Here is a 23,717-nt window from a genome sequence, read left to right on the forward strand (position 1 = left end):
TCCAAACTCGCCACCTCACCGGACCGATTTCCACCTGCCTTCGGCGTATCGCTTTTCCATCTCCATCGTATCTCTCCATCGAGTTCAGAGTTCTCTCCGCTGTTAGGCCGGGACCGACGAATCCGAAGTAACGAACACGACCGAAGGACGAACTACCGGAATCCCGGACTGCCGTGGCTTCCGCTGCCGTAACGTCCTTGTAATCTCGACCTTTTCGTAATCCCGCCTTCCTCGTATCCCGACCTGTCTCGGTTTCGCACTCGTATCCGACGAGTTCGGTTACGGGTTCGCCTCGACGAGTTCCGCCTCGCCGTACGTTTCGTCGACGGCGGTTACTCGGACCGTCGCCTCGATCGCAGCGATGTCGGCCTCGAGAAAGAGCACGAACCCGCTCTCGGTCTTGCATACGAGCGTCCCGTCGGCCTTCTCGTCGACGATATCGACGGTCACCTCGTCGCCCGTCTCGGGCTTTCCGCCGAGCGGTTCTCCGCACCGCCAACACTCGGCGTCGTACTCGGGAGATCCTTCGGGAGCATTGCTCGCCCCGCACCGAGGCGCCTCGCACTTGATGAACGAATCGTGTCGTCCCGGCTGATATCGTCCCACACGGCCACCGTCGCCATCGTCTCTTAAAAGCATACCGCTAAGTCGACTCCGATTCCTGGTCGATTCCAGGAGCCGTGATCGCTTGCGAGCCGACTCCAGGCGGACGGGGATCGAGTCGCGAGAACGGGATCGACTTCGGATCGCTCGCCCGCGTCGTTCGAGCCACTGCTTTCCTCGAGCGTGCGCCGAACCTTCGTCCGCTGTTTCCAGATCGGGGCTGCTGGCGCGCTCGTGCTCGTCGCCCGATCCGAGCGATCGGTTACGCGGACCGTGGTTCGACGAGGAGGGCGTACTCGCCGCGGACTTGGCCCTCGTCGTGATACGCGACGGGTTCTTCGATCGCGACGATCCGCTCGTCGTCGACGGCCGCGGCCGTCACGATCCCCTCGAGGGGCCGCTCGCCGCTCTCGCCGGTTTCGAGGTCGAACCAACGGAGCGCGTGTGTCTCTGGATTCCGGACGCGGAAGTTTTGAGCGCACGGCGCGACGACCGCGCCGTCCCGCGTCGCGAGCTCGCGGACGAACCCCCGAACGGGCGCGTCCCACAGGGGGTTGCCATCGATTCCGACGGCGACGATGCGGTGCTCGTTCGGGTGGCGGGACGCCGTCTCCCTGCGCCCGACGGCGTACGTGCTCCCGGTGACGAACGCCACGCGTCCGTCGGTCGCGCAGGCGTGATTCGGGTACGCGTACAGCGTCTCGCCGTCGACGTCGGTCTCGACTGCGAGATCGACGCCCCACCGCTCGGTTCCGTCCGCCTCGAGGACGTAGCCGCGCTTGTCGCCGTGGCTCGCGACGGCCAGGCGACCGCCGGTAAACGAAACGTCGCCGACGCGACGGTCGCCGTCGGTTCCGGTGTCCCACGTCCAGTCGGGCTCGCCCGTCCTCGAGTCGAGGACGACGACGCCGCGGTCGTGCGCTCCTGAACACCGGTTGTAGCCGACGGCCAGCCGGCCTCGCTCGTCGTCGAGCGAGAGCGCGGTCGGCGAGGCGTCGGTCTCGTACCGCCACCGGACCGTCCCGTCGTGATCGAGGCCGTAGACGGCGCCGTGCCAGCGACGGTCCTCGCCGTCGCGCTCGTAGCGTCGGGCGGCCGCGTACACCCTTCCGGCGTCGTCGGTCGCGAGCGAGAGGACGTACGGGAGAGCGAAGAGCCGGTCCGTCGCGGGCGCGCCGACGTCCGCGGCGGTGTCCAGGGACCACCGTCGTGTCCCGGACTCGAGGGAGTAGGCCGCGACGGTTCCGTTCTCGCCGCGTTCCCCGACGACGAGCGCGCCGTCGGCGACCGCCAGCGAAACGGCCCGTTCCGGTTCGTCGACCTCCCACCGCGGGGCGAGCGATTCGCGGTCGAACGCGGTGACCGTCCCGTTCCACCGTCCGGCGACGACGAGGTCGTCGGTCAGCTCGACGCTCGAGCGCGTCCACAGCTGCCGGCTTCCCGCGGGATCGATCTCGCCGAGCGGGCGTTCGAACCGATCCGTGCGTTCGGCCATCTTACTCCTCGGTAGGGAAGGTCTCGTGGAGCAGATCGTGGGCCTCGCCGAGGCCGTCGACGACGCTGTCCCCCTGGGCTCGCAGCCGATGGACGGCGCGTTCGGCGTCGCGAACGGCTAACAACCGACCCCGAGTGTAGTCGTACTCCGGGTCGTCGGCGTCCATCGACGCGACGGTCTCCTCGAGGTCGACGAGCGCGGCGTCGAGGTGGCGTTCGATCTCCGCGAGGCTCTCCGCGTCGGCGAGCCCCTCGATGGGGCCCTCGAGGTGGCCTTCGAGTTCCGTCTCCGCGTGGTCGCGGGCGTGTTCGTCCTCGACGCCGAGGACGGTCATCAGTCCGAGTCGAAGCGCTTCGATTTCGTAACAGCTCATGTGGAATCTGGTGTGTGTACTGTGTCGGTGTCGTTCGTTACGAGCGGGCTGTGCGTCGGGTCGTTCTACAGGGTCTGATCGATGAGATCGCTAACGAGCCGATCCCGCTCGAGATGGGTGGAGACGATCCGTTCGGCGTCCGCGGCCGCGACGTCACCGTACCAGGCTCCGTCGGGATAAACCGCAACCATCGGCCCGTCGCCGCAGCGGCCGAGACAGGACGACCGCGTGATGCGGGCGTCGCAGTGCTCCGAGTCGCGGGCTTCCTGCCGGAGTCGCTCGAGGACGGCGGGCGACCCCGCGTCGGCGCAGGTCCGGTTCGTACAGACCGCGACGTGCTTTTCCGGCGCGTCGTGGCTGTGGGGCTCGTCGTCGACGTCGTCCCGATCGGCGTGAGCCTCCCGGTGGGCCAGCGCACGAAGCATGGCTCGCGCGCCGCCGACGTCCTCCTCGTAGCCCTCGAGATCGACCTTGTACTTGCAGGTGTCACAGGACATGGCGACGCTGTCGGTGCGGGCCTCCTGCCAGCGGTCGGCGAGAACGTCGAGCAGCCGCGAGTCGGTGCCCAGCGGATCGCCCGCCAGCGCGTCGACGTACGGGTACTCGTCGTCGAACTCGCTCGTCCGATCCCGCACTCGCTGGGTGAGAACGCCGTCCCCAAGCATGTACGGCAGGACGACGACCCCGTCGGGACGGTGCTTCGAGAGCCCGTGGAGGGTGTCCTCGAGCGTGGGTTCGGTGACGCCGACGAAGGTCGCTTCGCTCCGGTCGAACGCCCGCCCCTCGTACAGCAGCCGGGCGAGCTTGTGGACGTCGCCGTTCGCATCGGGGTCGCTCGAGCCACGCCCGCAGAGGACGACGGCAACGTCCTCGCACGTGCGGTCGACGCCCAGTTCGTCCTCGACCGCGCGGGCCCGGTCGTCGAGCAGGTCGAGTATCGCCGGGTGGATCCCAAGGTGGGCCCCGGTGTCGATCTCGAGGTCGTGTGCCGCCCGCGCTCGCTCGATCGCCAGCGGGACGTCGTTTTTGACGTGGCTCGCCGCGAACAGCGAGCAGTGGACGACCGTCACCCGCGACGTAAGCGTCGCGAGCTCCGCGAACGCCTCGTCGATCGACGGCTCTGCGAGCTCGAGGAACGCGGCGTCGACCGGGATTCCCAGTCTGGACTCCAAGCCGGCGGCCAGCTCTCGCACCTGCTGGTTTGACTTCTCCCGGCGGGAGCCGTGACCGACCAGCAGAACTGCTTCGTCGTCGAACGCCGCCGCGGGCGCGGTGTCGTCTGGCGTGCTCATCTCGGTCTCGTGGGTGGTCGTTCGCTGGTGAGGGTCATGATCTGATGTCGATCGTCGGTTACAGCTCGTCGTACGCCTCGGCCTGCTCGAGGCTCCGCTCGAGTTTGCGACGACGGCTGGGCGCGTACAGTCCGGTCTCCTCGCAGCCGTCGTAGAGCCACGTTCCGAACGCGGGCGCGTCGTCGTCGTCGATCCCGAACCAGTACCCGCCCGAGGACGTCTCCGAGAGGTCGTCGACGGACGCCTCGACCGGACACGCCGCGATCAGCTCCCGGATCAGCTCGAGCAGGTCGCGGTCGTCGTGGACGAACGAGATCCCGACGGTGCCGCTCGAGGACTTGAAACAGATCGTGCCACAGCCCTCGAACAGCCCGCGAAGGAGCTCGCGGTCGTGGCTCGAGAAAGCGCCGAACCGGTAGTTGCCGCGCCCGTCGACGGGAAGTCCGAGCGCGCCGTTGCGCCCGAGCAGGTCGGTGCCGCCCTCGTCGGTCTCGACTCCGTCGTCGCCGATCGAGAGCGTGTACTCGTCTTCCGTCCGAGTGATCGAGGTGTCGTGGGCGTAGTCGCGACTCGTCGTCTCGTGCTCGAGGTCGCCGCCCGCGACGGTCGCGAGCACCTGCGCCGAGGCCTCGTCGTTGGTGACGACCTCGATACGCGCACGGCTTCGCCGTGCGCCATCCGCGGTTCTCACTTCGTTCCGAACCGCGCCATCCGAGACGTCGCCGCTCCCGGCGACGTGCCCCCAGAAGTACGCGCTCGCGGGGTGACCCGCCAGCGGATCCGCAGGCAGTTCGATCTCGAGGGCGTCGCCGTCCTCGCGCGCGCGAATCTCGCTCATTCGCCGACCTCCTCGACGACGATGGCGTCGGTCGGACAGGCCGCGGCGGCCTGTCGGGCCTCGTCGATGCGGTCGTCGTCGAACGTCGCGACGACCTGCCGTTCGGTATCCGCAACCTCGCCCTCGCAGTCGTAGACCGGATCCGCGCCCGGATCGATCGTAGCCAGGTCGTCCTCGCCCTCGACAAAGCGGGGATCGCGCGTCAGGCAGGCGAAGATGCCGTCGCAGGCGTCCTTCTCGATGGTGATCTCGTAGCGCGGCATGGTCAGTACTCGTACTTCGTCTCGTAGCCCCGCGGCGTCACCATCCGGTCGTCCCAGACGTAGGTGTCCTCGGTGCCGACGAGGATCGTCGTCGTCATATCGACGATCTCGCTTTCGCCGAGCTCCTCGAGCTCGCCGAGTTCGGTGATCACGACCTCCTCGTCCTCGCGGCCGGCGCCGTGGACGATCCCGACGGGCGTGTCGGGGTCGCGGTGGGCGAGCAGGATCTCGCAGCACTTCTCGAAGTTCTCGCGGCGCTTGCGGCTCCAGGGGTTGTAGATCGTGATCGTGAAGTTCTCGCTCGCAACGGAGTGCAGGCGCGACTCGATCTCGGGCATCGGCACGAGGTGGTCCGACAGCGAGACCGAGACGGTGTCGTTGACCAGCGGGGCGCCCAGCCGTGCTGCACAGGACTGAGCCGCCGGAACGCCGGGAACGACGTCGAACTCGACCATCGACGCCGTCGCGCCCTTGGACTCGAGGATCTCCAGGGCCAGCCCCGCGAGCGCGTAGACGTTCGGATCGCCGCTGCCGACGATCGCCACGTCGTTGCCCGCCAGCGTGCGGTCGATCGACTCCTCCGTGCGGGACACTTCGCCGCACATCGGCGTGTCATAGATCTCGTCGGCCGCCTCGGTGATCTCGTCCGGAATGAGCTCGATGTAGGTCGTGTAGCCGACGATGTGGTCGGCCTCGAGCAGCGCCGTCTTCGCGCGTTCGGTCATCCCCTCGGCGTGGCCGGGGCCGAGCCCGACCGCCGTCAGCTGGCCGGGCTCGGCGTCGAAGTCGGCGAGGGTGGCGCCGACCTCCTGCTCGTGGGAGGCGCTCTCGTCGTCGGAGCTCGAGGCGCCGCAGTTCGAACTCGAGGACGAGGCGGAACTCGACGCGCCACACTTCGAGCCGCTCGAGTCGTCCGTACTGCTCGAGGCGCCGCACTTGCTGCTCGAGGCGGTCCCCGCGTCGGTGGCGGTCTCGCTCGTATCGCTCGAGGAGGCGCCGCAGTTGGAAGTCGATTCGTCGTCGGTATTAGTATCCATGCTCATAGCTGTGATCAGAAGTCCTCGACGTCGCGCCCGCCGCGGGGCGTGACGAGGTACGTTCGGTCGTCGTTGCTCCAGGTCTCGGTCTCGTGGGTGCCGACGATCAGCGAGGTGCCCATCCCCGAGACCTTGTCGTCGTGGTCGGCGGCCTCGCCCAGCGTCGTGATGAACTCGCTCTCGCCGTTGCGGCCGGCGTCGGCCCGGCCCGCGTCGTTGACGATCGCGACCCGGGCGTCGTCGGTCCGTTCCTCGCGGACGATCTCGACCGCCCGCTCGTAGTTGCGCCAGCAGTTGTACAGCACGATCACGAAATCCGAGATCGCCGCCGCGCGCAGCTTTTCCTCGATCTCGTCCCAGCCGCGCCACTTGTCCGACAGCGAGACGGTACAGAAGTCGTTACACAGCGGCGCGCCGACGTTGGCCGAGCCGCCGAGGGCGGCCGTCATTCCAGGGACGATCTCGATCGGAACGTCGGTCGCATCCTCCTCGTCGGCCATCTTGAAGATGAGGTCCGACTTGCCGTACACCGAGGGGTCGCCCCCCGAGACGTGGGCGACGTCTTTCCCCTCGCGGACGTAGTCGAACGCCGCGCGGGCGAGTTCGATCTGCCGTCCCATCGTCGAGCGGACGATCTCCTGTTCAAAGCCGTCGTCTCGAGTCGCGATACCGTCCTCGTCCGTTCGCTCCTCCGAGGGGATCGTCCCGTCGGCTCGCAGGAACTCCTGGTAGAGACTCGAGGCGATGACGACGTCGGCGGTCTCGATCACTCGCTTCGCCTTCACCGTCATGTGGTCCGGGAGCCCGGGGCCGATGCCGACCACGGAAAGCGTCCCGTGGTCCTCGGGGGTTCCGGCGGTCTCTGCAGCCGCCGAATCGCTCTCCGAACTCATCGGCCGATCGCCACCGTGACCTCGTTCTCGTAGCCGATCTTCTCGAGCACCAGCTCCCGCTCGGCGCCGCCCGCGATGGCGCTGGCCTCCGAGACGCCGGGCCAGCCGATCAGCTCCTTGGACTTCGAAGGGGTCGGGCCCTCGTGGGCCAGCAGCGTCTCCTTGTCGAAGACGACGACGCCCAGATCGAGCTCCCGGGCCGCCTCGAGCAGCCCCTCCTCCTCTTCCTTCCGGGTCGCGGTGGCGACGAACTCGACGTCCGCGAGGTCGTAGTCGGTCCGCTCGAGGGCCACCTCCCAGGCGGTGAGGAACGCCTCCTTGTCGGCTCCGGAGACGCTCCCCGTTCCGAGGACGACGCCCTCGTCCGCGTTGCGCTTGAGGACGGTGACGTCGTCGCCGACCAGCACTGCTCGGGGACCCTCGAGTCGCTCGACGGGGCCGAGTTCGTCGTCGAGCACGGCGAGGTTCGTCTTGACCGTCGAGTCGCCGTTGACGACGTGGGCGTCCATCGCCTTGGCCTTCGACTCGACGCCCTGCTTGCCCGCCGCCTCGCTGGCGGTGGTCATCGCCGGAACGGCGCCCATCGTCGCCAGGTCCTGGGCGACCTGGTTCGCGCCGTGGTGGCCGCCCGTGATCGGGATCGCCCACGTTAGCTCCTCGTCGACGACGCAGATCGCGGGATCGTCCCACTTGTCGTCGAGCAGGTGGGCCGTCTTCCGCATCGCGATGCCGGAGGCCATCAACCCGACGAAGCAGTCGTACTCGCCCCAGTGGTCGGCGAAGACGTCGCCGTGGTACTCGAGGATCTCGATCGACTCGTAGCGATCCTCGAGTTCGTCCCTGATCTCCTCGGCGGTCTCCAGCTTGCGCTCGAAGGAGACGATCGCGATCTCCTCGGCGACCTCGCCGTCCGAATCGGGCGTCGAACAGTGGCCGCCGGAACCTGTACTCGAGTCGTCCGTTCCGTCCGCGTTTTCAGTTCCTGAACTCATTGTCGAACCTCTCGCATAACAAATCCGTCCGTTCCACGCCGAATCGACCCGTCCAGTCCACCGTCGGGCTGGCCCCTTTCACCGCGTTCGCGGTGACCGCACTGCGGTTCAGTCATCGCTCGCCTCCGGCTCGCTCGTGTTTTCGGCCGAACTTCCCGACGATCCCCGATTCGCCCAGTCGCCGTACAGGTACGAGCGCTCGTAGCCTGCACCCGTCACGGCGTCGCCGATGACGACCAGGGCCGAGGCCCGATACCCCGCATCCTCCACTTTATCGGCGATGTCGCCGATCGAGCCGACGATCACGTCTTCGTCCGGCCAGGAGGCGTGGTAGATCACGCCGACGGGCGTCTCGGGGTCGTGACCGTCCTCGAGCAGCCGATCCATCGTCTCCCGGACCGCGTGGGTGCCCAGGTAGATACAGGTCGTCACGTCGCCCATTCCCACAAAGTCGGAGATGTGGTCCTCCTCGGCGCTCAGGGTCTTGCCCTGCGGCCGGGTGAACGCGACGTGGTTCGCGACCTCGTTGAGCGTCAGCTGCGTCCGCAGGGTCGCGCTCGCGGCGAACGCCGAGGTGACACCCGGCACGAAGTAGGTGGGAACCCCCTCGTGCTCTAAGGCGTCCATCTGCTCCAAGGCGGCGCCGTAGATCGCGGGGTCGCCGCTGTGCAGGCGGACCACGCTCCGGCCCTCCTCGTGGGCGTCCCGCATCAGCGGGATCAGTTCCTCGAGGTCCTTGCCCACCGAGTTGACCAGTTCGGCGTGGCCGCAGTACGCCTCGAGCAGCTCGCTGTTGACCAGCGACCCCGCGTGAACGACGAGGTCGCTCTCCTCGAGCAGCTCGCGCCCGGCGACCGTCAGCAGCCGCGGATCGCCGGGACCGGCCCCGACGAAGGGAATCCCCGCCTGTTTGTCGCCCGCGCTGTGGTCGAAGATCCGATCGTCCAGTTCCTCCCGACGGCGCTCGCCCTGCGCGTCGATCGCGCTCTGGGGATCGCCGTCCGCGGCGTCGTCCGTCTCGGTCGTCTCACCCATCAGTACCAGTGCTCGCTACAGTCGCCGTGTTCGCAGCCCTCGGCGCGCTCGAGGTCGGCGAGCGCGCCGTCCGCGTCCGAATCCTCCGGCAGGGACCGAAACTCGACGCTTCGTTCGCGGTCGGACGACGTCTCGCCCGCCGACGATCGCCCCGCGACGGTCGGCTCGCCGCCGTCCGCGATCGACTCGCCGCTCGACGTCGCGTCGTCGGGCTCGGCATCGCCGTCGCTCGAGGGATCGCCCGTTCTGCCGTGCGCCGAAAACGCCGCCGTCGCCCGCTCGATCTCGAGGTCGGCCTTCTCGGCGTAGGCCAGCGTGTAGTAGTCCCGTTCGTCGATCTCGGCGGGGTCGTCGGTCACGAGAGTCTCGCCTTGCTCCATGAACAGCCGACGGCCGTAGGTCACCTCGTAGCCCGCCTCGAGGAGGCCTGCGTGGGTCGCCGGCGCGTCGGTAACCTTGAACAGGATCATCCGATCGGGTCCCGTGGGACTCGCACCGTTCGCGGCCTCCCGGAGCGAGAGCCCCGCGCCGGCCTCGATCTCGACGCCCAGCGCGGTCGCGAAGGCCGTCACCGCGCTGACGCCGGGGACGATCTCGAGGTCGACGTCGGGGTGAAAGGCCTCGATCGTCCGCCGGAGGTGGCCGAACGTCGAGTAGACGTTGGGGTCGCCCAGCGTGACGAACGCGACGTCGCCCTCGCGGGCATTGGGTGCGATCTCCGCCGCGGCCTCCTTCCAGGCCGCCCGAAGCGTCTCCTCGTCCCTCGTCATCGGAAACTCGAGGTCGCCGATCCGCTCCTCGGAGACGTGCTCGAGCGCGACCGACCTGGACAGGCGACCCGGCGAGTAGACGACGTCCGCGCCCTCGAGAACCCGCTTTCCCCGGACCGTCACGAGGTCGGCTTCGCCGGGGCCGAGCCCGACGCCATAGAGGGTCATTCGCCGGACCCTCCGTCGTCCCGAGCGCTGCCCCCGTCCGCGACCACGGTTTCGCCACCGTCTCCGCCCTCCGCTGCCGTCGCGCTGCCGACCAGCGTGTACACCGGGTTCTCCGAGTCGAAACTCGTCGCGCCGGCGAGTTCGTAGCCGTGACTCACCTGGAACTGGACGACCTCCTCGAGGAGATCCCGCTCGCGGAACGCCTCGGTCGCCCGGCCGGCGACCTCGAGCCGCGAGACGTTCATGACGACGCGATCGACGCCGGTCTCGGCGACGCGGTCGAGGACGGCCTCGAAGTTACGGCTCCCGCCGAGAAAGAGCGCGTCGGCGTCCGCGGGCAACCCCTCGGGGGCCTCGGCGTTGCGCAGCTCGACCTCGGCCCGCACCGAGTCGGCGTTCGCCGCGAGGTTCTTTTCGGTCGTCTCGAGCCGTTCGGCCTTCCGCTCGAGGGCGGTTACGCGCCCCGCTCGCCGCGCGGCGGCGATCGTGACGGCGCCCGTACAGGAGCCGACCTCGACGAAGTGGTCGTCCGCCCCGAGCGCGAGCTTCGAGAGGGTAACGGCCCGGACCTCCGGCTTCGTCGGTCCAGCCTTCGCGTCGTGTGGCAGCGCAATCGGTGCCATTACCCGTGGATGACTGGTGCCTCCACTAAAACAATTGTGGTTGGTTTAGATCAACTACTATTGGGCATTCTGAGTTTCGGTAGCGAAAGTTTCGTTGTGTAGTCGAGTTGGCTGAGGGGGACGCGAGGATGATCGTCGGAATCCGGAAGCGGAACGCGCGACCGCTACACGGGTTGTCGCACCGCGAGCACCACCAGATCCGAGAACGGGGTGTCCTCCCGTCCGCTACCGCCCGCGTGTTCGGACAGTTCGGCCAGCGTGAACCCGTGGATCCGCTCGTCCTCGTGGGTCAGCTTCTCGCAGACCAGCGCCTCGAGGTCGGGCTCGGCGTCGCGCTCGAGCAACAGCTCGGCGAGGTCGCCGGGCATCCGATCGTACGGTCGCGGGAGCGCGAGCAGGTGGCGGTCGCCCTCGACGACGGCTCTCGCGAGTCGGTCGACGTCGGCCTCGAGGTCGCCGCTCTTGTGCAGCGTGACGAACGCGGCGTCCTCCATCGGCGTTCGAGCCCGACTCGCGGCTACCTGCAGCGAGGAGATGCCGGGGACGACCCGAACTGGAGTCGCAGGCGCCTCACGCTCCACCGTATCTTGCACTTTCCCGACGAACTGGTACCCCGAGTGGTTCGGATCGCCCATCGCGACCGCCGTACCGCGCTCGCCGGCGGCGACGCGCTCGCCGAATTCCTCGAGCGCGGCTGCCTCGTCTTTGTACCCGCAGGTCAGCAGGTCCGCGTCGGTCAGCTCCTCGACGAACTCGACGACCGTAGTGAAGCCGACGACGACGTCGGCCTCCCGGATCGCGCGTTCGCCGCGTGGCGTGAGGAACTCCCGATTCCCGGGACCGACGCCGACGACGTAGACGGGATCGTCGACCGCCTCGTCGACGTCGGGCTCCGCGCTCCCGGCCGCGAACGTCGCCGGATCGGGCCCCGCCTCGAGGTCGTACTCGTCGCTCATCGGTCCCCGTCGTCGGTGCTGTCGCTTTCCCGGGCGGCTCGCGTCTCGGCCGCGAGATCCAGCTCGAGCCCGTCCGTTCGAACGTCGCTCGCGACGTGGATCAGCTCGTTCGTCAGCGCGGCCGCCAGGCCGCTCCCGCCGCGGCGGCCGACGTTGGTGATCGCCGGCACGCCGTACTCCTCGCTGACGTCGCGAACGCGCTGGCGACTCTCCTCGGCCTTGACGAAGCCGACGGGCGTCGCGACGATCGTCGCTGGACGGGTGCCGTCCTCGATGCAGTCCGCGAGCGCGAACGCCGCCGTCGGCGCGTTGCCGACTACGGCGACCGCACCGTCGTAGACGCCCCGCCTGTCGAGCTCGAGCACCGAGGCGGCGGTCCGGGTCATTCCCGTTTCCGCCGCGAGTTCGGCCCCGTTGCCGATCGCCTTGCGGGTCTCGCAGTCGTGGCCCCGACCCGTGACTCCGGCTTTCGCCATCGTGATGTCCGTGACGATCGTCGCCTCCTCGAGGACGGCTCGAGCGCCCGCCCGAACGGGGGCATCCTCGTCGTCGCCCACCGCGTCGCCGCCGGTGAACTCGAGGAGGTGCTGGAACTCGATGTCGCCCATCGAGTGGACCGACTTCTGGCGGACCCGATCGGCGAGCGTCTCGTCGGGAACAAATTCCCGGACGATGTCCATGCTCGTCTCGGCGATCTCCATGGCGTTCTCCGTCGTCGCCCCGAGGTCGGCGTACGCCTCGTCGTACTCGCCCTCAGTCATCGTCGGACACCTCCGCGCCGACGACCTCGTTGGTCGTCCGCGCCTCGAGGTCGCCCTCGACGGTGAGGTTCAGATCGCGCAGGCGGTCGACGGTCTCGTCGTCGGCGTCCCAGAGGTCGCGATCGATCGCCTCGAGCAGCGTGTCGGTGATCGACTCGAGGGCCCACGGATTGACGTCGCGCATCCATTCTTGACGAGCGTCGTCGAAGGCGAACTTCTCGGCGACCTCGTTCCAGAGGGTGTCGCTGACAACCCCCGCGGTGGCGTCCCAGCCCAGCGTCACGTCGACGGTCGTCGAGAGGTCACCAGCGCCCTTGTAGCCGTGCTCCTCCATCGACTCGAGCCAGTCGGGGTTCAGGACCCGCGAGCGCATCGCCTTGCGGACCTTCTCCTCGTTGGTGTAGACGTCGACGTTGTCCGGGTCCGAGGAGTCTCCGACGTAGGAGGCCGGCTCCTCGCCAGCGATCTCGCTCACCGCCGAGATGAACCCACCGTGGAAGGCGTACCAGTCCGAGGAGTCGAACTCGTCTTGCTCCATCGTGTCCTCGAGCTTCACCGTGGCGTCGACGCTCGAGAGGCGACGTTCGAAGGCGTCGTGGGCGTCGGAGACGCGTCCTCGCGACCCCATGGCGTAGCCGCCCCACTGGACGTACACCTCGGCGAGGTCGGCTCGGTCGTCCCAGTTGCCCTCGTCGACGGCCTTGTTCGTCCCGGCGCCGTAGCCACCCGGTTTCGTCGTGAACACGCGGTGTTTGGCGGCCTTCCGGGCGTCTTCCTCGCCTAACCCGTCCTGGGCCTCGAGCTCTGCGGCCTCCTCCTCGACGTGCTTTTTGACGTAGTTCAACTCCGGCGGTTCCTCGAGGTCGACGACCGCATCCACGGCGTCGTGAATGACGCCCGCTGCGGCGGGGAACGCGTCGCGAAAGAGCCCTGAAACGCGCGTCGTCACGTCGATCCGTGGCCTGTCGAGCTCCTCGAGGGGAATCGGCTCGACGTCGTCGATTCGGCCGGCGTCGGTCCACTGCGGCTCGACGCCCATCATCGCGAGCACCTGGGCGATCGTCTCGCCGCGAGTGCGGACGGTAGGGGTGCCCCAGGCGACGACGCCGATCTCCTCGGGGTACTCGCCGCTCTCGGACCGGTGGCGCTCGAGCACACCCTCCGCCACCTCGCGGCCGACCTGCCAGGCCGGTTTGGCGGGCACCTTCCGGGGATCCAGCGTGTAGAAGTTCCGCGCCGTCGGCAGCAGATCGACGCCGCCGCGAGTGGGCGCGCCGGAACCGCCCGGTGGGACGTACTCCCCCGAGAGGGCGTCGGCGGTCCGGGGGACCTCGTCCTCGGACGCCTGCACGCGGGGCTGGGCCTCCTCGCAGATGTAGGAAAGCACCTCGCGGAGGTCGTCGTGAGCCCTCGAGGTCGCGCGGGCGTCGCCGATCGTCTCGAGGTCGACGACGAGCAGGTTCATGTTCACTTCATCTTCCGGACCCGCATCTCGCTCCGATTCCGGGACGTCGAACCCGTGTTCGGCCAGCGTCTCGACCAGCTCGAGGCTCGTCGCCCGCACCTCGTCGGCGGCCTCGGCGTAGGTCATGCCCAGCTCGTCGTCGTACTCGCCGGGCGCGTTCAACATTTTCTCGTAGTCCACGCCGAGGACGCCCGCGACGCTCTCCCGGAGGCTCGGCGCGCCGGGGTTCTCGAGGCGGGTGAGCGCGACGAGGTACTCGACGAGCCGTTCGTCCGCGGGCGGCTCGGACATCGTGTGCAGCCCGAGCCGGATCTGGGTCGATTTGACGTCGGTGAGGTACTCGTGAATTCGTTCGACGAGTTCGTCGATCTCGACCGCATCGCCGTCCACGTCGCCCTCTGCGAGCGTCGACCCGGCTTCGTCGGGACCGCGAACGTCCGCTTTCTCGTCGATCGTCCCCGATATCCCGAGCTCGACGGCGAGGTCGAGTTCCTCGACTGTCTCCCGCATGAGGTCCTCGAGGTGCTCGCCGCTGTCGGCGCGGGCGTCTTCCATCCCCGCCTCGCGGTACTGGTTGGCCAGCTCCTCGAGCTCCGCGAGTTCATCGTACGTTCCGGCGGCCCGCATGACGGGCGTGAGGTAGTCGACGATCGCCGCGTACGAACGGCGCTTGGCCTGCGTTCCCTCGCCGGGGTTGTTGACGATGTAGGGGTAGACGTTCGGCAGGTCGTCGATCAGCTGGTCGGGTGCGCTGGCACCGTTCAGCCCGACGGTCTTGCCGGGGAGCCACTCGAGGCTGCCGTGGGTGCCCAGATGGACCACCCCGTCGGCCTCGAACGCGTTGCGCAGCCAGCCGTAGAACGCGTAGTAGTCGTGGGGCGGCTGCAGGTCGGAGTCGTGGTAGACCTTCGAGGGATCCATCCCGAACCCGCGCGGGGGCTGGACCGTAACGAGGACGTTGCCGAACTCGACGCCGGGAATCGCGAACGGACGATTTGGGACCTCGCCCCACTCCCCGATCACGTTCTCCCGGAACCGTTCGTCGGCGTCGGTGAACCAGTCGGCGTAGGCGTCTGGGGAGACCACGTCGACCGAGAGGTCGCGGACGTCCTCGGGGGCGACCCAGCGGTCCTCGAGGGTCAGCTGCGAGGTGAGTTTCTCGACCAACGTCTGTCCGTCCTCGGGCAGCTCGGTGCCTAAATCGTAGCCTCTGGCGTCGAGCTCCTCGAGCAGGTTCACCGTCGACTCCGGCGAGTCCAGCCCGAACGCGGTGCCGATCCCGTCGTCGCTCGGGGGGTAGTTGTGCAGGACGACGGCGACCCGTTTTTTCTCGTTGGGCGTGTGCCGGAGTTCGGCCCAGTTGACCGCCAGCCGCGTGGCGTGGTCGATCCGGTCCTCGATCGGGAAGTGGTGTTTCGGCGCCGACCCGATCCCGGCCTCGTCGTCGGTGCGTTCCTTCCCCGAGATGGGATGCGTGATGACGTTGCCGTCGAACTCCGGCAGCGCGACCGAGAGCGCGAGCTCGAAGCCCATCACGCCCGTGTCGCTGGATTCGTAACGCGACCGGGACCGCATCGTCGTAATCGTCTGGAGCACCGGAACGCCGAGTCGGTCGAGAAAGACGTCCTCCGCGCTCGAGCCCTCGTCGCTCGCACTGCGACCGCGCTCGTCCATCGACAGCGAGAACATAAAGGAGGAGAGGACGGCGTCGACGACCGGTTCGCCACCGTCACTGATGAGCCATTCGTCCGTCACCCACTCGGCGTCCTCCTGTTCCTCCGTATCCGTGGCGGGGTTACAGAAGATCGGCAGCGCGTTCGCTCCTTGCTCCTCGAGCGCCCGAACCTGGGCGTCGACGTAGCGGGTGTTCTCGTGGGTCCAGTGGGACTCGTAGAACCAGATCGCGACGGTCGGCTTCCCCGGGTCGTGAGTCTCGAGCAGTTCCTCGTAGCCGATCCCCGGATGGTCGGGGTGGTAGACCCCCTCCGTGGGGAGTTCGGTCGGCTCCTCGTACGCGCCATCCCGGTCGCCGTACTCGCTCACGAGGAACCGACAGCAGTGCTCGACGTTGATCGTGCCGCCCCGCTCGAGGTACTCACAGACCCGCTCGCGGTGGGCCGTGGTGACCGTCGTGTCCTCGAGAGCGAAGGCGTCGCCGGTCGCCGTGACGACCAGCGGGACGCTCGCGTCCTCGAGCGCGCTCGTCGCGTAGTCGTAGCCGGGCATGCTGTCCTCGGCGCCGTGCAGCCAGAAGATCGCCGCGTCGGCGTCGCGCAGTTCCTCGACGAACGCCTCGATCGCGGCCTCGTCGTTCAGGTCGCTCTCCGAGCGAACGACCAGTTCGACGTCCTCGAGGCGCCCGGCCGCGCGTCCGATCGATCCGAGTTCGTTCTCCGTCGCAGTGTAGATCCCGATGCGTGTCATCGAATTTTTAAACCTCTATTGTATTAACGCAACTATGGTTGCAAACTCCGGGGGCAAAAAACTGTCGTCGACCCCGTTTCCGGCGATCGTCGGCCAGCCGGAGCTCAAGCGCGTGCTACTGGCGGTCGCCGCCAACGGCGCGCTCGACGGGGCGTTGATCGTCGGCGAGAAGGGCACGGCGAAGTCGACCGCCGTCCGGGGACTCGCCGATCTCCTCCCCGAACAGCGCGCCGTCGCGGACTGCCGGTACGGCTGCGCGCCCGACGAGCCGACGCTGCAGTGTGCGGACTGCCGGGAGCGCGATCCCGACGAACTCCCCGTCGAGACGCGGCCCGTGCCGCTGGTCACGCTCCCGCTCGGAGCGACCCGCGACCGGATCGTCGGAACGCTCTCGGTCGAGGACGCGCTGGCCGGCGAGGCCGAGTTCGATCCCGGGCTGTTGGCCCGCGCGCACCGGGGGATCCTCTACGTCGACGAGGTCAACCTGCTCGACGATCACCTCGTCGACGTCGTTCTCGACGCGGCGGCCAGCGGCGTCAACACCGTCGAGCGCGACGGCGTCAGCGTCTCCCATCCCGCGTCGTTCACGCTGATCGGGACGATGAACCCCGAGGAGGGCGAGCTTCGACCGCAGCTTCGGGATCGATTTGCCCTCCGGGCGACCGTCGAGGGCTGCCAGGAGATTACGGACCGCGTCGAGATCATCGACCGGGCGATCGACCGCGGCACCGACCTGGATCCCACCGAAACGTACGCCGACGCGGTCGACCGACTCGGCGAGACGATAGCCAGAGCGCGCGACCGTCTGTCCCGCGTTGAACTTCCCGCCGAGTTCAAAGCCGAGATCGCCGAACTCTGCCTCGAGGCCGGCGTCGACGGCCACCGCGGCGACATCGCGATGGCCAGGACCGCGATGACCCTGGCCGCCCTCGAGAACCGAACGACCGTCATCGAGTCGGACGTTCGCGAGGCGGCGACGTACACGCTGCCACACCGCCTCCGGAGCACGCCGTTCGAGGACGAGCCGGAGCTCGACGATCTGCTCAAGGATCGGTTCGGCGAGGAGCCGTCGGACGGGACGGAACCGGACGACGAGGGCGACGACAGTGCGGACGACCGCGAGAGCAACGGGGAGGCAGACGACGAGGGCGATCGAGAACCGAACCGCTCGGGCGCCGGCGACCGCGGGGACGACGCCGACGGCGGTCGCGACCGCGACGAGCCCGGCGAGAGCGCCGGCGGCGCGGACCGTCCGGGCGCCGAGTCCGAACCCGGGAACGCCGAGCGCGAACGGGAACCGGGCCGCGACGGGAACTCGACTCCGACCGGGGCGGAGCGTGCGGACGCCGGCGACAACGGCGAACCTGGCGGAGGAAACGAGGACGGCCCGAAACCGGACGAGTCCTCGGGATCGAACGAGAGCGGTGACGACGCCGCCCGACCGCTCGTTCCGGGCCAGCGTCGGGCCGAGATCGGCGACGCGGGCGCACCGACGCTCGAGCCACCGGAGGCTGACGCCGACGATCCGGCGCGGACGGGCGGAGCCCGCGCGAGCGCCGCGCCGGACGCCGACAATCGGGGCGCCCGCGTCAGAACGGAACCCGCGTCGGGCGACGATTCCGTCGATGCGGCGGCGTCGGTCCGGGCCGCCGCGGCGCGCGGCGCCTCGAACGTCGAGGCGGAGGACCTCCGGCGGTCCGTGCGAGTCGGCGACGCGACGACGACGATCGTCTTCGCCGTCGACGCGAGCGCCTCGATGCGGCCCGCGATGCGGACCGCGAAGGGCGTCGTCCTCGAACTGCTGCGCGACGGCTACCGGGAACGCGACGAGGTCGCGTTCGTGGCGTTCGCGGGCGAGGACGCCGACGTGTTGCTCCCGCCGACCGACAGCGTCTCCCTCGCCGCGCGCCACCTCAAGGAGCTTCCCTCCGGGGACCGAACGCCGCTTCCCGCGGGTCTCGAGACCGCCCGACGGGTCGTCGAGCGCTCGGACACCGAGACGACGGTCGTCGTCCTCGTCACCGACGGACGGGCGAACGCGGCAGGGAGAAGCCCGACGGACGCGACGCGGGACGCGGCCCGTCGGCTCGCTCGCACCGGGGCGGAACTCCTCGTCGTCGACGCCGACGCCGGCTCTCGAGCCGGACTCTCGACTCTGGTTGCCGACGAAGCCGACGGCGAACGCGTCCCGCTGTCGTCGCTCTCGGCGGAGCTGGTACGCTCGAGCGCCGATCCGGAGTCCGTCGAGTGATACGTGACTCGGGACCGATAGATTTTACAACTACACTTTCGTTAGTGAAGATGAAGTTGTATGACTACGTCCAACGAAACCGTCCGCGATCGAATCGACCGTGCTAGGCTCGAGCTGTCTCCCCCGCAGATCCTCGCGGTAGTCGCGCTGACGGCGGCGCTCGGGTTCGCGCTGCTGTTCCTGCAGGAACCGCTCGCACACGACTCGATGCACAACTTCCGGCACGCGGCCGGCATCACCTGCCACTGAGACGATGATCGCACGCTATCTCGAGCGCGGCGTCGCCGCCGGCACGATCGCCGGCCTCGCCTACGGCGCGTTCATGGGGCTGGTGGGCAACCCGCTGGTCGCGTACATGGAAGCTGCGGCGCATCACGATCACGGCCACGAGCACGCTTCCGCCGTCGCCGAAACGACGACGACGATCGTGAGCATCGGTAGCGGGGTCCTCTGGGGTATCCTCCTCGGCGGACTCTTCGGACTCGCGTACTACTTCCTCGAGCCGTCGCTTCCCGGGGCGGGGACGGCCAGAGCGTACGTCCTCGCTGGGGCGGGATTCCTCTCCGTGTCGGTCGCGCCGTGGCTCCTGTTACCGCCGGCTACCCCGGGTGCCCAACAGGCGCTCGACACCGGCACTCGACTCCTCGTCTACGCGGCGCTGATGGCCGTCGGCGCGCTCGTCAGCGCCGCAGCGGTCCTCGCGTACCGGAGCGTCGCGGCTCGCGGCCGACTCGTCGCCGCGGTTGCGGCCGTCGCGCCGATCGTGATCCTCGGCGTCGCGGCGTCGCTCGCAGCGCCGACGGCGACCGCCAACGACGCGCTCGCCCGCGAACTGGTCGCCGCGTTCCGCGGTGTGGTGGTGCTGAGTCAGGCCGCACTGTGGCTTCTCGTCGCCGGCTGCTTCGGCTGGCTCCACCGACGCGGCGGGAGCGACTCGACGACCGCGCGCGATAGGACGTCCGCCTCGAACGCATGAAACGGCGGACGAGCGAACAGCGGACGCGCCTCGAGGCCCACGTGTTCGTCTGCACCAACGCTCGCGACTCCGACTACGCCTGTTGTGCCGACGCGGGCGGAGCGGCAGTCGCCGACGCGGTTCGGGACTGGCTTCGGGAGCGAAACGCGTTCTGGTCGCCGGTTGGCGTCAGCACGACGACGTGTCTCGGCCTGTGCAGCGAGGACGGGTCCGCGCTGACGATCCAGCCCCGAAACGAGTGGTTCTCGGACGTCCGGCCCGACGACGTCCCCGAACTGCTCGCGAACGAGTTCGGACCCGACGCCGAGCGGCTGTGACTCGAGCGCCCGACCGTTCCGCAGTCCTGCGGGAGCGTCGCGTTCGGAGCGGACGGAAGCGGGCGATCCCTCGAACCGACACTCCCAGCGTTTAACCTTCTCGGGCGACTCTTTCAACTCGACCGATGAAACGCCCGACCCGCCAGAAACAGCGCGACGAGCAGACGACGAACAACGAGGCTGCACAGGAGGGCGTTCGGGCGTGTCCCGAGTGCGAGTCGACGGCGCTCGTTCGAAGTTCGGACGGCAGCGAGGTCAGCTGCGAGGACTGCGGACTCGTCCTCGAGGAGGAGGGAATCGATCGCGGACCGGAGTGGCGGGCGTTCAACCAGTCGGAGCGGGACAGCAAGTCCCGCGTCGGGGCGCCGACGACCCAGACGATGCACGACAAGGGGCTGACGACGACGATCGACTGGAAGAACAAGGACGCCTACGGGCGCTCGCTGTCCTCCGAGAAGCGAACGCAGATGAGCCGGCTCCGGAAGTGGCAGGAGCGTATCCGCACCAAAGACGCCGGCGAGCGCAACCTGCAGTTCGCCCTCTCGGAGACCGACCGCATGGCCTCGGCGCTGGGCGTCCCCCGTTCGGTGCGCGAGGTTGCCAGCGTGCTCTACCGGCGCGCGCTCGACGAGGACCTCATCCGCGGTCGGTCGATCGAGGGCGTCGCCACGAGCACGCTGTACGCGGCCTGTCGTATGGAGGGCATTCCCCGCTCGCTCGACGAGGTCGCGGCGGTCTCGCGGGTCGATCGGATGGAGATCGGCCGCACGTACCGCTACATCTCCCAGGAGCTCGGCCTCGAGATGGAGCCCGTCGATCCCAAGAAGTACGTCCCGCGGTTCTGCTCCGAGCTCGACCTCCCGGAGGAGGTTCAGCTGAAGGCAAACGAGATCATCACCACCACCGCCGAGCAGGGGATGCTCTCGGGGAAGTCCCCGACCGGGTACGCCGCGGCCGCGATCTACGCGAGCGCGCTGCTGTGTAACGAGAAGAAGACCCAGCGAGAGGTCGCCGACGTCGCGCAGGTGACCGAGGTCACGATCCGGAACCGGTACCAGGAACAGATCAGCGCGATGGGAATTCACGACTGAGCCGGGTCGATCCGCGTCGCTCTTTTTCGCCCCGCGCGAGCGGAACGCGTCCGACGAGAAACTTCGCCCCCGCCGACGCGGTTGCGCCGCCTGCCGGTCTCGAACCCGACCGCGACGGACGCCACTCGCCGATAACTGGCCGAGCGTCGCTGGAGCTCCTCCGAGCGCGGGAGCTCGTCGACCCGTCGGGGCGGCGGGAACCGACCGAGACCCGGCGCCTCGAGCGGGGGGCAACGTCGAGGCCTCCCCGCCGCGGACGGAACACACCGCGAGGACCTCGCCTTCGAGCCTAACGAGTGGACGGGACGCCGGTCGTCGAACGTTCGCCGGCGACGGTCGGTTCGAGAACGCCACCGACACTCTCCGAATGTCCCGATGCACCCGGTCGTCGCGCTTCTCGCCTCGGAATCTCGCGAAAGGATAGTATTTTATGACTGTAATAGTATTATTACTTTACCAACCATAGATCAACCATGTCGGAGAAACCCAACACCCGGCGGCGGTTCCTCGCACTGTCCGGATCGGCGACGCTGGCGGGACTGGCGGGCTGTACCGATCGGTTCGGATCGGAAACGTCGAACGACAACGGATCCGACCCGTCGGACGATACGCCGTCCGGGAACGGCGACTCGGACGAGACGAACGGCTACGACTCGCCGCCGCTGACGGTCGAAACGGAGTACGACAGCCGCGAGGAGTTCGGCCAGCCGGGCGACTCGTTCGACGACTTCGAGGACCTCGACGTCTGGGAGACGATCCGGGGAACCGCGGAGCCGGACGACGACACCGCGTTCGACGGGTCCCAGAGCCTCAAACTCACCGCCGAGGACGGCGAGAACGTCATGGTCGAACGGTCGATCGAGACGACGGATCTGACCGACCACGACTTTTCGCTGGCCGTGCGCACGTCGACGCCGGGTAACGTGGCGATCGACATCCGGCTCGTCGACCTCTACGGCGGGTACGCACACCACCAGCTCCGGAGCGTCACCTACCGTACGCCGGATATCGGCTGGTTCCGAACGAACCCGGGCGTCTTCGAGGAGAGCACGACGCCGCTCGAGCGCGACGCCGTCGACAAGATTCAGCTTATCGTCTACAACACCGACGACGCGGAGGTGTGGGTCGACGATCTGCGCCGCCACGAGAAACCGGAGAAGGGGTACGTCGTCCTCAGCTGGGACGACGGGTCGGAGGAGTTCTACGACACCGTGAGTCCGCTGCACGACGAGTACGGCGTCAACGCGGTCCAGGCCGCCGTCAGGCAGTGGACGCGCGGCCAACGCGAGGGGACCATGAACGTCCAGCAGCTCCGGGAGCGCCAGGAGGCCGGCGACCAGATCGTCACACACGGCACCCACACCCGGCTCGCGCAGGCGGACGAGAAGTCGCTCAGGGAGCGCCTTCGACGGGACAAAAACTGGGCCGTCCAGAACGAACTCGAGGGCGGCCACTACATCGTCTACCCGCACAACAGCTTCGATCGGACGTCCCTGGACGTCGTCTCGGACTACTACTACGCGGGCGGGTTCAACCAGTCGGGTAACGTCAACCCCACCGGCGTCCACGGGTTCGACCCCCTCGTTCTGCCGCGCACGATCGGTCACGACCTCGACATCTCGATGCGGTGTGTCGATCTCGCCGCCGAACACCGTCAGTGTTCGATCCTGAACTTCCACGGCTTCGACCAGGACAACACGCTCGACCGGAAGGAGTACGAACGCCTGCTCGAGCACATCGAGAGCAAGGGCGACGACCTCGAGGTGATCGACTTCGACGACCTCTGGACGATGCGTCGCAACGGTCACTGACGCCGGACTGTCCGGACCCGTTCTACTAGTGGCATGCCTTAACACGCCACGGAACGTACTTGCGATCGGAATGAGCCCCAACCGAAATTCCCTCGACAAGAGCGAACTCAGAAACAAAGACGAGACGGAGGTTCCGATCGGCGAACCGCGGGAGGCGGACAACCGCGGCCACAACATGTGGCGGTGCATAGACTGTGGCGAGATGGGGCGGTTCGTCGACAGCCTCCCGGACGCCTGTCCAGCCTGCGAGAGTCCGAAGGAGGAACTGTACTACTGGGAGGAGGACTAGCGCGAGAAGACCCTGCGGCCCCCGCGGCTCCCCCTTCGTCCACGGACCGTCCGAACCGCTCCGCGAACTGAACCCGAGCGCAGCGAGGCGCCGACTTCCGGGACGAGTTCCCGACGACCCCCTCGAGACGGCAGATCGCGTCGCGTTCGACGCGCTGTCGGCCGCCGAACGAACACGAACACTGAGGGTGATGCGGCCCCAACGACGCAGCGTGGAACCGACGATGTTCACCGCAACTCGAGACTCCCGACTCGAGGACGATCCGTTCAGGAGCGTTCGCTCCGGAGCCGAGGGCGTTCCGGCGGTACCCGAACTCGGATCCGCCGCGGGACGCGGCGGACGCGCCGAGGGGGGACGCCGATGACGAACGCGCGGTCGTCGTACGACGAACTCGCGAGCGCCGACTGGCTCCACCTCACAGAGGGCGAGCGGGTCCGCTGGGCGGGTCGGCCGTCCTGGCTCACCATCGCGGTCTCGGTCGCGGCAGGCGTCGGCATCGCGCTCGTCGGGATCGTGCTTACCGTCTGGCTCTCCGGCACGAACGTTCCGTCCTGGCTCGTGTACCTTCCGCTCGCGTTAGTTCTGGTCGGTGCGGGACGGGTCTGCTTGACGTATCTCAACTGGATTCGACTCCTGTACGTCATCACCGACGAGGAGATCTACGTCAAGCGCGGCCTGGTCTCCCGCGACGTCACGCAGATTCGTCTCGACAGGATCCAGAACACCGCGTACAATCAGTCCGTCCTCCAGCGGCTGTTCTCGTACGGCGACGTCATGATCTACACCGCCGGCACGTCGACCGAGGACGTCACGTTTCACGGCGTCCCGGATCCGGAGCGCGTCAAGCAAACGCTCACCCGTCTGCTGAGCGAGAGCCGAGCGCCGCGATCCGGCGGCCTCTGAGGACGACGCCGACTCGGGCTTCGCTCGAGCGAGGACCCGTCGTGGCTAGCCGTCGGGCCGAAAGAGGGCGCAGTTCGGACACCAGACGGAG

Annotated in this window: 24 protein-coding genes; 9 read left to right on the forward strand and 15 right to left on the reverse strand. The window is 68.3% G+C overall.

Annotated features, from left to right (window positions below; genetic code table 11):
• Positions 1 to 279: 279 nt before the first annotated feature.
• From C492_RS09785 to cobN, 15 genes are all read right to left on the reverse strand, one after another.
• The gene (locus tag C492_RS09785; protein WP_008422959.1) at positions 280 to 606 is read right to left on the reverse strand and encodes a TRAM domain-containing protein; all 327 of its coding nucleotides are present in this window, start codon (positions 604 to 606) and stop codon (positions 280 to 282) included.
• Between the two features lie 259 nt (positions 607 to 865).
• Positions 866 to 2,098 (reverse strand): outer membrane protein assembly factor BamB family protein, encoded by a 1,233-nt coding sequence (locus tag C492_RS09790; protein ID WP_008422961.1) that lies wholly within the window; start codon positions 2,096 to 2,098, stop codon positions 866 to 868.
• A 1-nt stretch (position 2,099) separates the two neighbouring features.
• Positions 2,100 to 2,471 (reverse strand): DUF3209 family protein, encoded by a 372-nt coding sequence (locus C492_RS09795; RefSeq protein WP_008422963.1) that lies wholly within the window; start codon positions 2,469 to 2,471, stop codon positions 2,100 to 2,102.
• A gap of 65 nt (positions 2,472 to 2,536) precedes the next feature.
• Complete coding sequence (locus C492_RS09800; RefSeq protein ID WP_008422964.1) at positions 2,537 to 3,763, reverse strand: CbiX/SirB N-terminal domain-containing protein; 1,227 nt, start codon at positions 3,761 to 3,763, stop codon at positions 2,537 to 2,539.
• 58 nt (positions 3,764 to 3,821) lie between these two features.
• Complete coding sequence (locus C492_RS09805) at positions 3,822 to 4,601, reverse strand: hypothetical protein (protein ID WP_008422966.1); 780 nt, start codon at positions 4,599 to 4,601, stop codon at positions 3,822 to 3,824.
• Entirely contained in the window at positions 4,598 to 4,864 is a 267-nt protein-coding gene (locus tag C492_RS09810; RefSeq protein ID WP_008422968.1) for a ferredoxin, read from the reverse strand. Before C492_RS09810 ends, C492_RS09805 begins: the two co-directional genes overlap by 4 nt.
• 2 nt (positions 4,865 to 4,866) lie before the next feature.
• Positions 4,867 to 5,907 (reverse strand): precorrin-3B C(17)-methyltransferase, encoded by a 1,041-nt coding sequence (cobJ, locus tag C492_RS09815; RefSeq protein ID WP_008422970.1) that lies wholly within the window; start codon positions 5,905 to 5,907, stop codon positions 4,867 to 4,869.
• Positions 5,908 to 5,915: 8 nt separating this feature from the next.
• Positions 5,916 to 6,794 (reverse strand): precorrin-3B C(17)-methyltransferase, encoded by an 879-nt coding sequence (locus C492_RS09820; protein ID WP_008422972.1) that lies wholly within the window; start codon positions 6,792 to 6,794, stop codon positions 5,916 to 5,918.
• Positions 6,791 to 7,786 carry a cobalt-precorrin 5A hydrolase gene (cbiG, locus tag C492_RS09825; protein ID WP_008422974.1) on the reverse strand — a complete coding sequence of 332 codons (996 nt, stop codon included), beginning with the start codon at positions 7,784 to 7,786 and terminating at the stop codon, positions 6,791 to 6,793. The genes C492_RS09820 and cbiG overlap by 4 nt, the downstream gene beginning before the upstream one ends.
• A 108-nt stretch (positions 7,787 to 7,894) precedes the next feature.
• Positions 7,895 to 8,821: a cobalt-precorrin-4/precorrin-4 C(11)-methyltransferase gene (locus C492_RS09830; protein ID WP_008422977.1), complete on the reverse strand. Its 927-nt coding sequence runs from the start codon at positions 8,819 to 8,821 to the stop codon at positions 7,895 to 7,897.
• Positions 8,821 to 9,759, reverse strand: coding sequence for a cobalt-factor II C(20)-methyltransferase (locus C492_RS09835; RefSeq protein WP_008422978.1), 939 nt, complete (start codon positions 9,757 to 9,759; stop codon positions 8,821 to 8,823). Before C492_RS09835 ends, C492_RS09830 begins: the two co-directional genes overlap by 1 nt.
• Positions 9,756 to 10,382: a precorrin-6Y C5,15-methyltransferase (decarboxylating) subunit CbiT gene (cbiT, locus tag C492_RS09840; protein WP_008422980.1), complete on the reverse strand. Its 627-nt coding sequence runs from the start codon at positions 10,380 to 10,382 to the stop codon at positions 9,756 to 9,758. Before cbiT ends, C492_RS09835 begins: the two co-directional genes overlap by 4 nt.
• A gap of 164 nt (positions 10,383 to 10,546) precedes the next feature.
• On the reverse strand, positions 10,547 to 11,338 hold the full coding sequence (locus C492_RS09845) for a cobalt-precorrin-7 (C(5))-methyltransferase (RefSeq protein ID WP_008422983.1): 792 nt from the start codon (positions 11,336 to 11,338) through the stop codon (positions 10,547 to 10,549).
• On the reverse strand, positions 11,335 to 12,099 hold the full coding sequence (locus tag C492_RS09850) for a precorrin-8X methylmutase (RefSeq protein ID WP_008422985.1): 765 nt from the start codon (positions 12,097 to 12,099) through the stop codon (positions 11,335 to 11,337). Before C492_RS09850 ends, C492_RS09845 begins: the two co-directional genes overlap by 4 nt.
• Positions 12,092 to 15,988 (reverse strand): cobaltochelatase subunit CobN, encoded by a 3,897-nt coding sequence (gene cobN / locus C492_RS09855; protein WP_008422987.1) that lies wholly within the window; start codon positions 15,986 to 15,988, stop codon positions 12,092 to 12,094. Before cobN ends, C492_RS09850 begins: the two co-directional genes overlap by 8 nt.
• Before the next feature lie 34 nt (positions 15,989 to 16,022).
• Between cobN and C492_RS09860 the strand changes: the two genes are divergently transcribed.
• The 9 genes from C492_RS09860 (at position 16,023) to C492_RS09895 (ending at position 23,626) form a co-directional block, all read left to right on the forward strand.
• Positions 16,023 to 18,239, forward strand: a complete 2,217-nt coding sequence (locus C492_RS09860; protein ID WP_008422989.1) for a VWA domain-containing protein — start codon at positions 16,023 to 16,025, stop codon at positions 18,237 to 18,239.
• Positions 18,240 to 18,299: 60 nt separating this feature from the next.
• Entirely contained in the window at positions 18,300 to 18,488 is a 189-nt protein-coding gene (locus C492_RS09865) for a CbtB domain-containing protein (protein WP_008422991.1), read from the forward strand.
• A gap of 4 nt (positions 18,489 to 18,492) precedes the next feature.
• Positions 18,493 to 19,215, forward strand: coding sequence for a CbtA family protein (locus C492_RS09870; protein ID WP_008422992.1), 723 nt, complete (start codon positions 18,493 to 18,495; stop codon positions 19,213 to 19,215).
• On the forward strand, positions 19,212 to 19,532 hold the full coding sequence (locus C492_RS09875) for a (2Fe-2S) ferredoxin domain-containing protein (protein ID WP_008422994.1): 321 nt from the start codon (positions 19,212 to 19,214) through the stop codon (positions 19,530 to 19,532). The genes C492_RS09870 and C492_RS09875 overlap by 4 nt, the downstream gene beginning before the upstream one ends.
• Positions 19,533 to 19,657: 125 nt before the next feature.
• On the forward strand, positions 19,658 to 20,623 hold the full coding sequence (locus C492_RS09880) for a transcription initiation factor IIB (protein ID WP_008422996.1): 966 nt from the start codon (positions 19,658 to 19,660) through the stop codon (positions 20,621 to 20,623).
• 473 nt (positions 20,624 to 21,096) lie between these two features.
• Positions 21,097 to 22,434 (forward strand): polysaccharide deacetylase family protein, encoded by a 1,338-nt coding sequence (locus C492_RS09885; RefSeq protein WP_008422998.1) that lies wholly within the window; start codon positions 21,097 to 21,099, stop codon positions 22,432 to 22,434.
• Between the two features lie 70 nt (positions 22,435 to 22,504).
• On the forward strand, positions 22,505 to 22,723 hold the full coding sequence (locus C492_RS09890) for a DUF7130 family rubredoxin-like protein (RefSeq protein WP_008422999.1): 219 nt from the start codon (positions 22,505 to 22,507) through the stop codon (positions 22,721 to 22,723).
• Between the two features lie 223 nt (positions 22,724 to 22,946).
• Positions 22,947 to 23,087, forward strand: coding sequence for a hypothetical protein (locus C492_RS24200; protein ID WP_204365610.1), 141 nt, complete (start codon positions 22,947 to 22,949; stop codon positions 23,085 to 23,087).
• Positions 23,084 to 23,626: a PH domain-containing protein gene (locus C492_RS09895; protein ID WP_008423000.1), complete on the forward strand. Its 543-nt coding sequence runs from the start codon at positions 23,084 to 23,086 to the stop codon at positions 23,624 to 23,626. The genes C492_RS24200 and C492_RS09895 overlap by 4 nt, the downstream gene beginning before the upstream one ends.
• Positions 23,627 to 23,717 lie beyond the last annotated feature (91 nt).

This window comes from Natronococcus jeotgali DSM 18795 (genome assembly GCF_000337695.1).
Lineage (GTDB): Archaea > Halobacteriota > Halobacteria > Halobacteriales > Natrialbaceae > Natronococcus > Natronococcus jeotgali.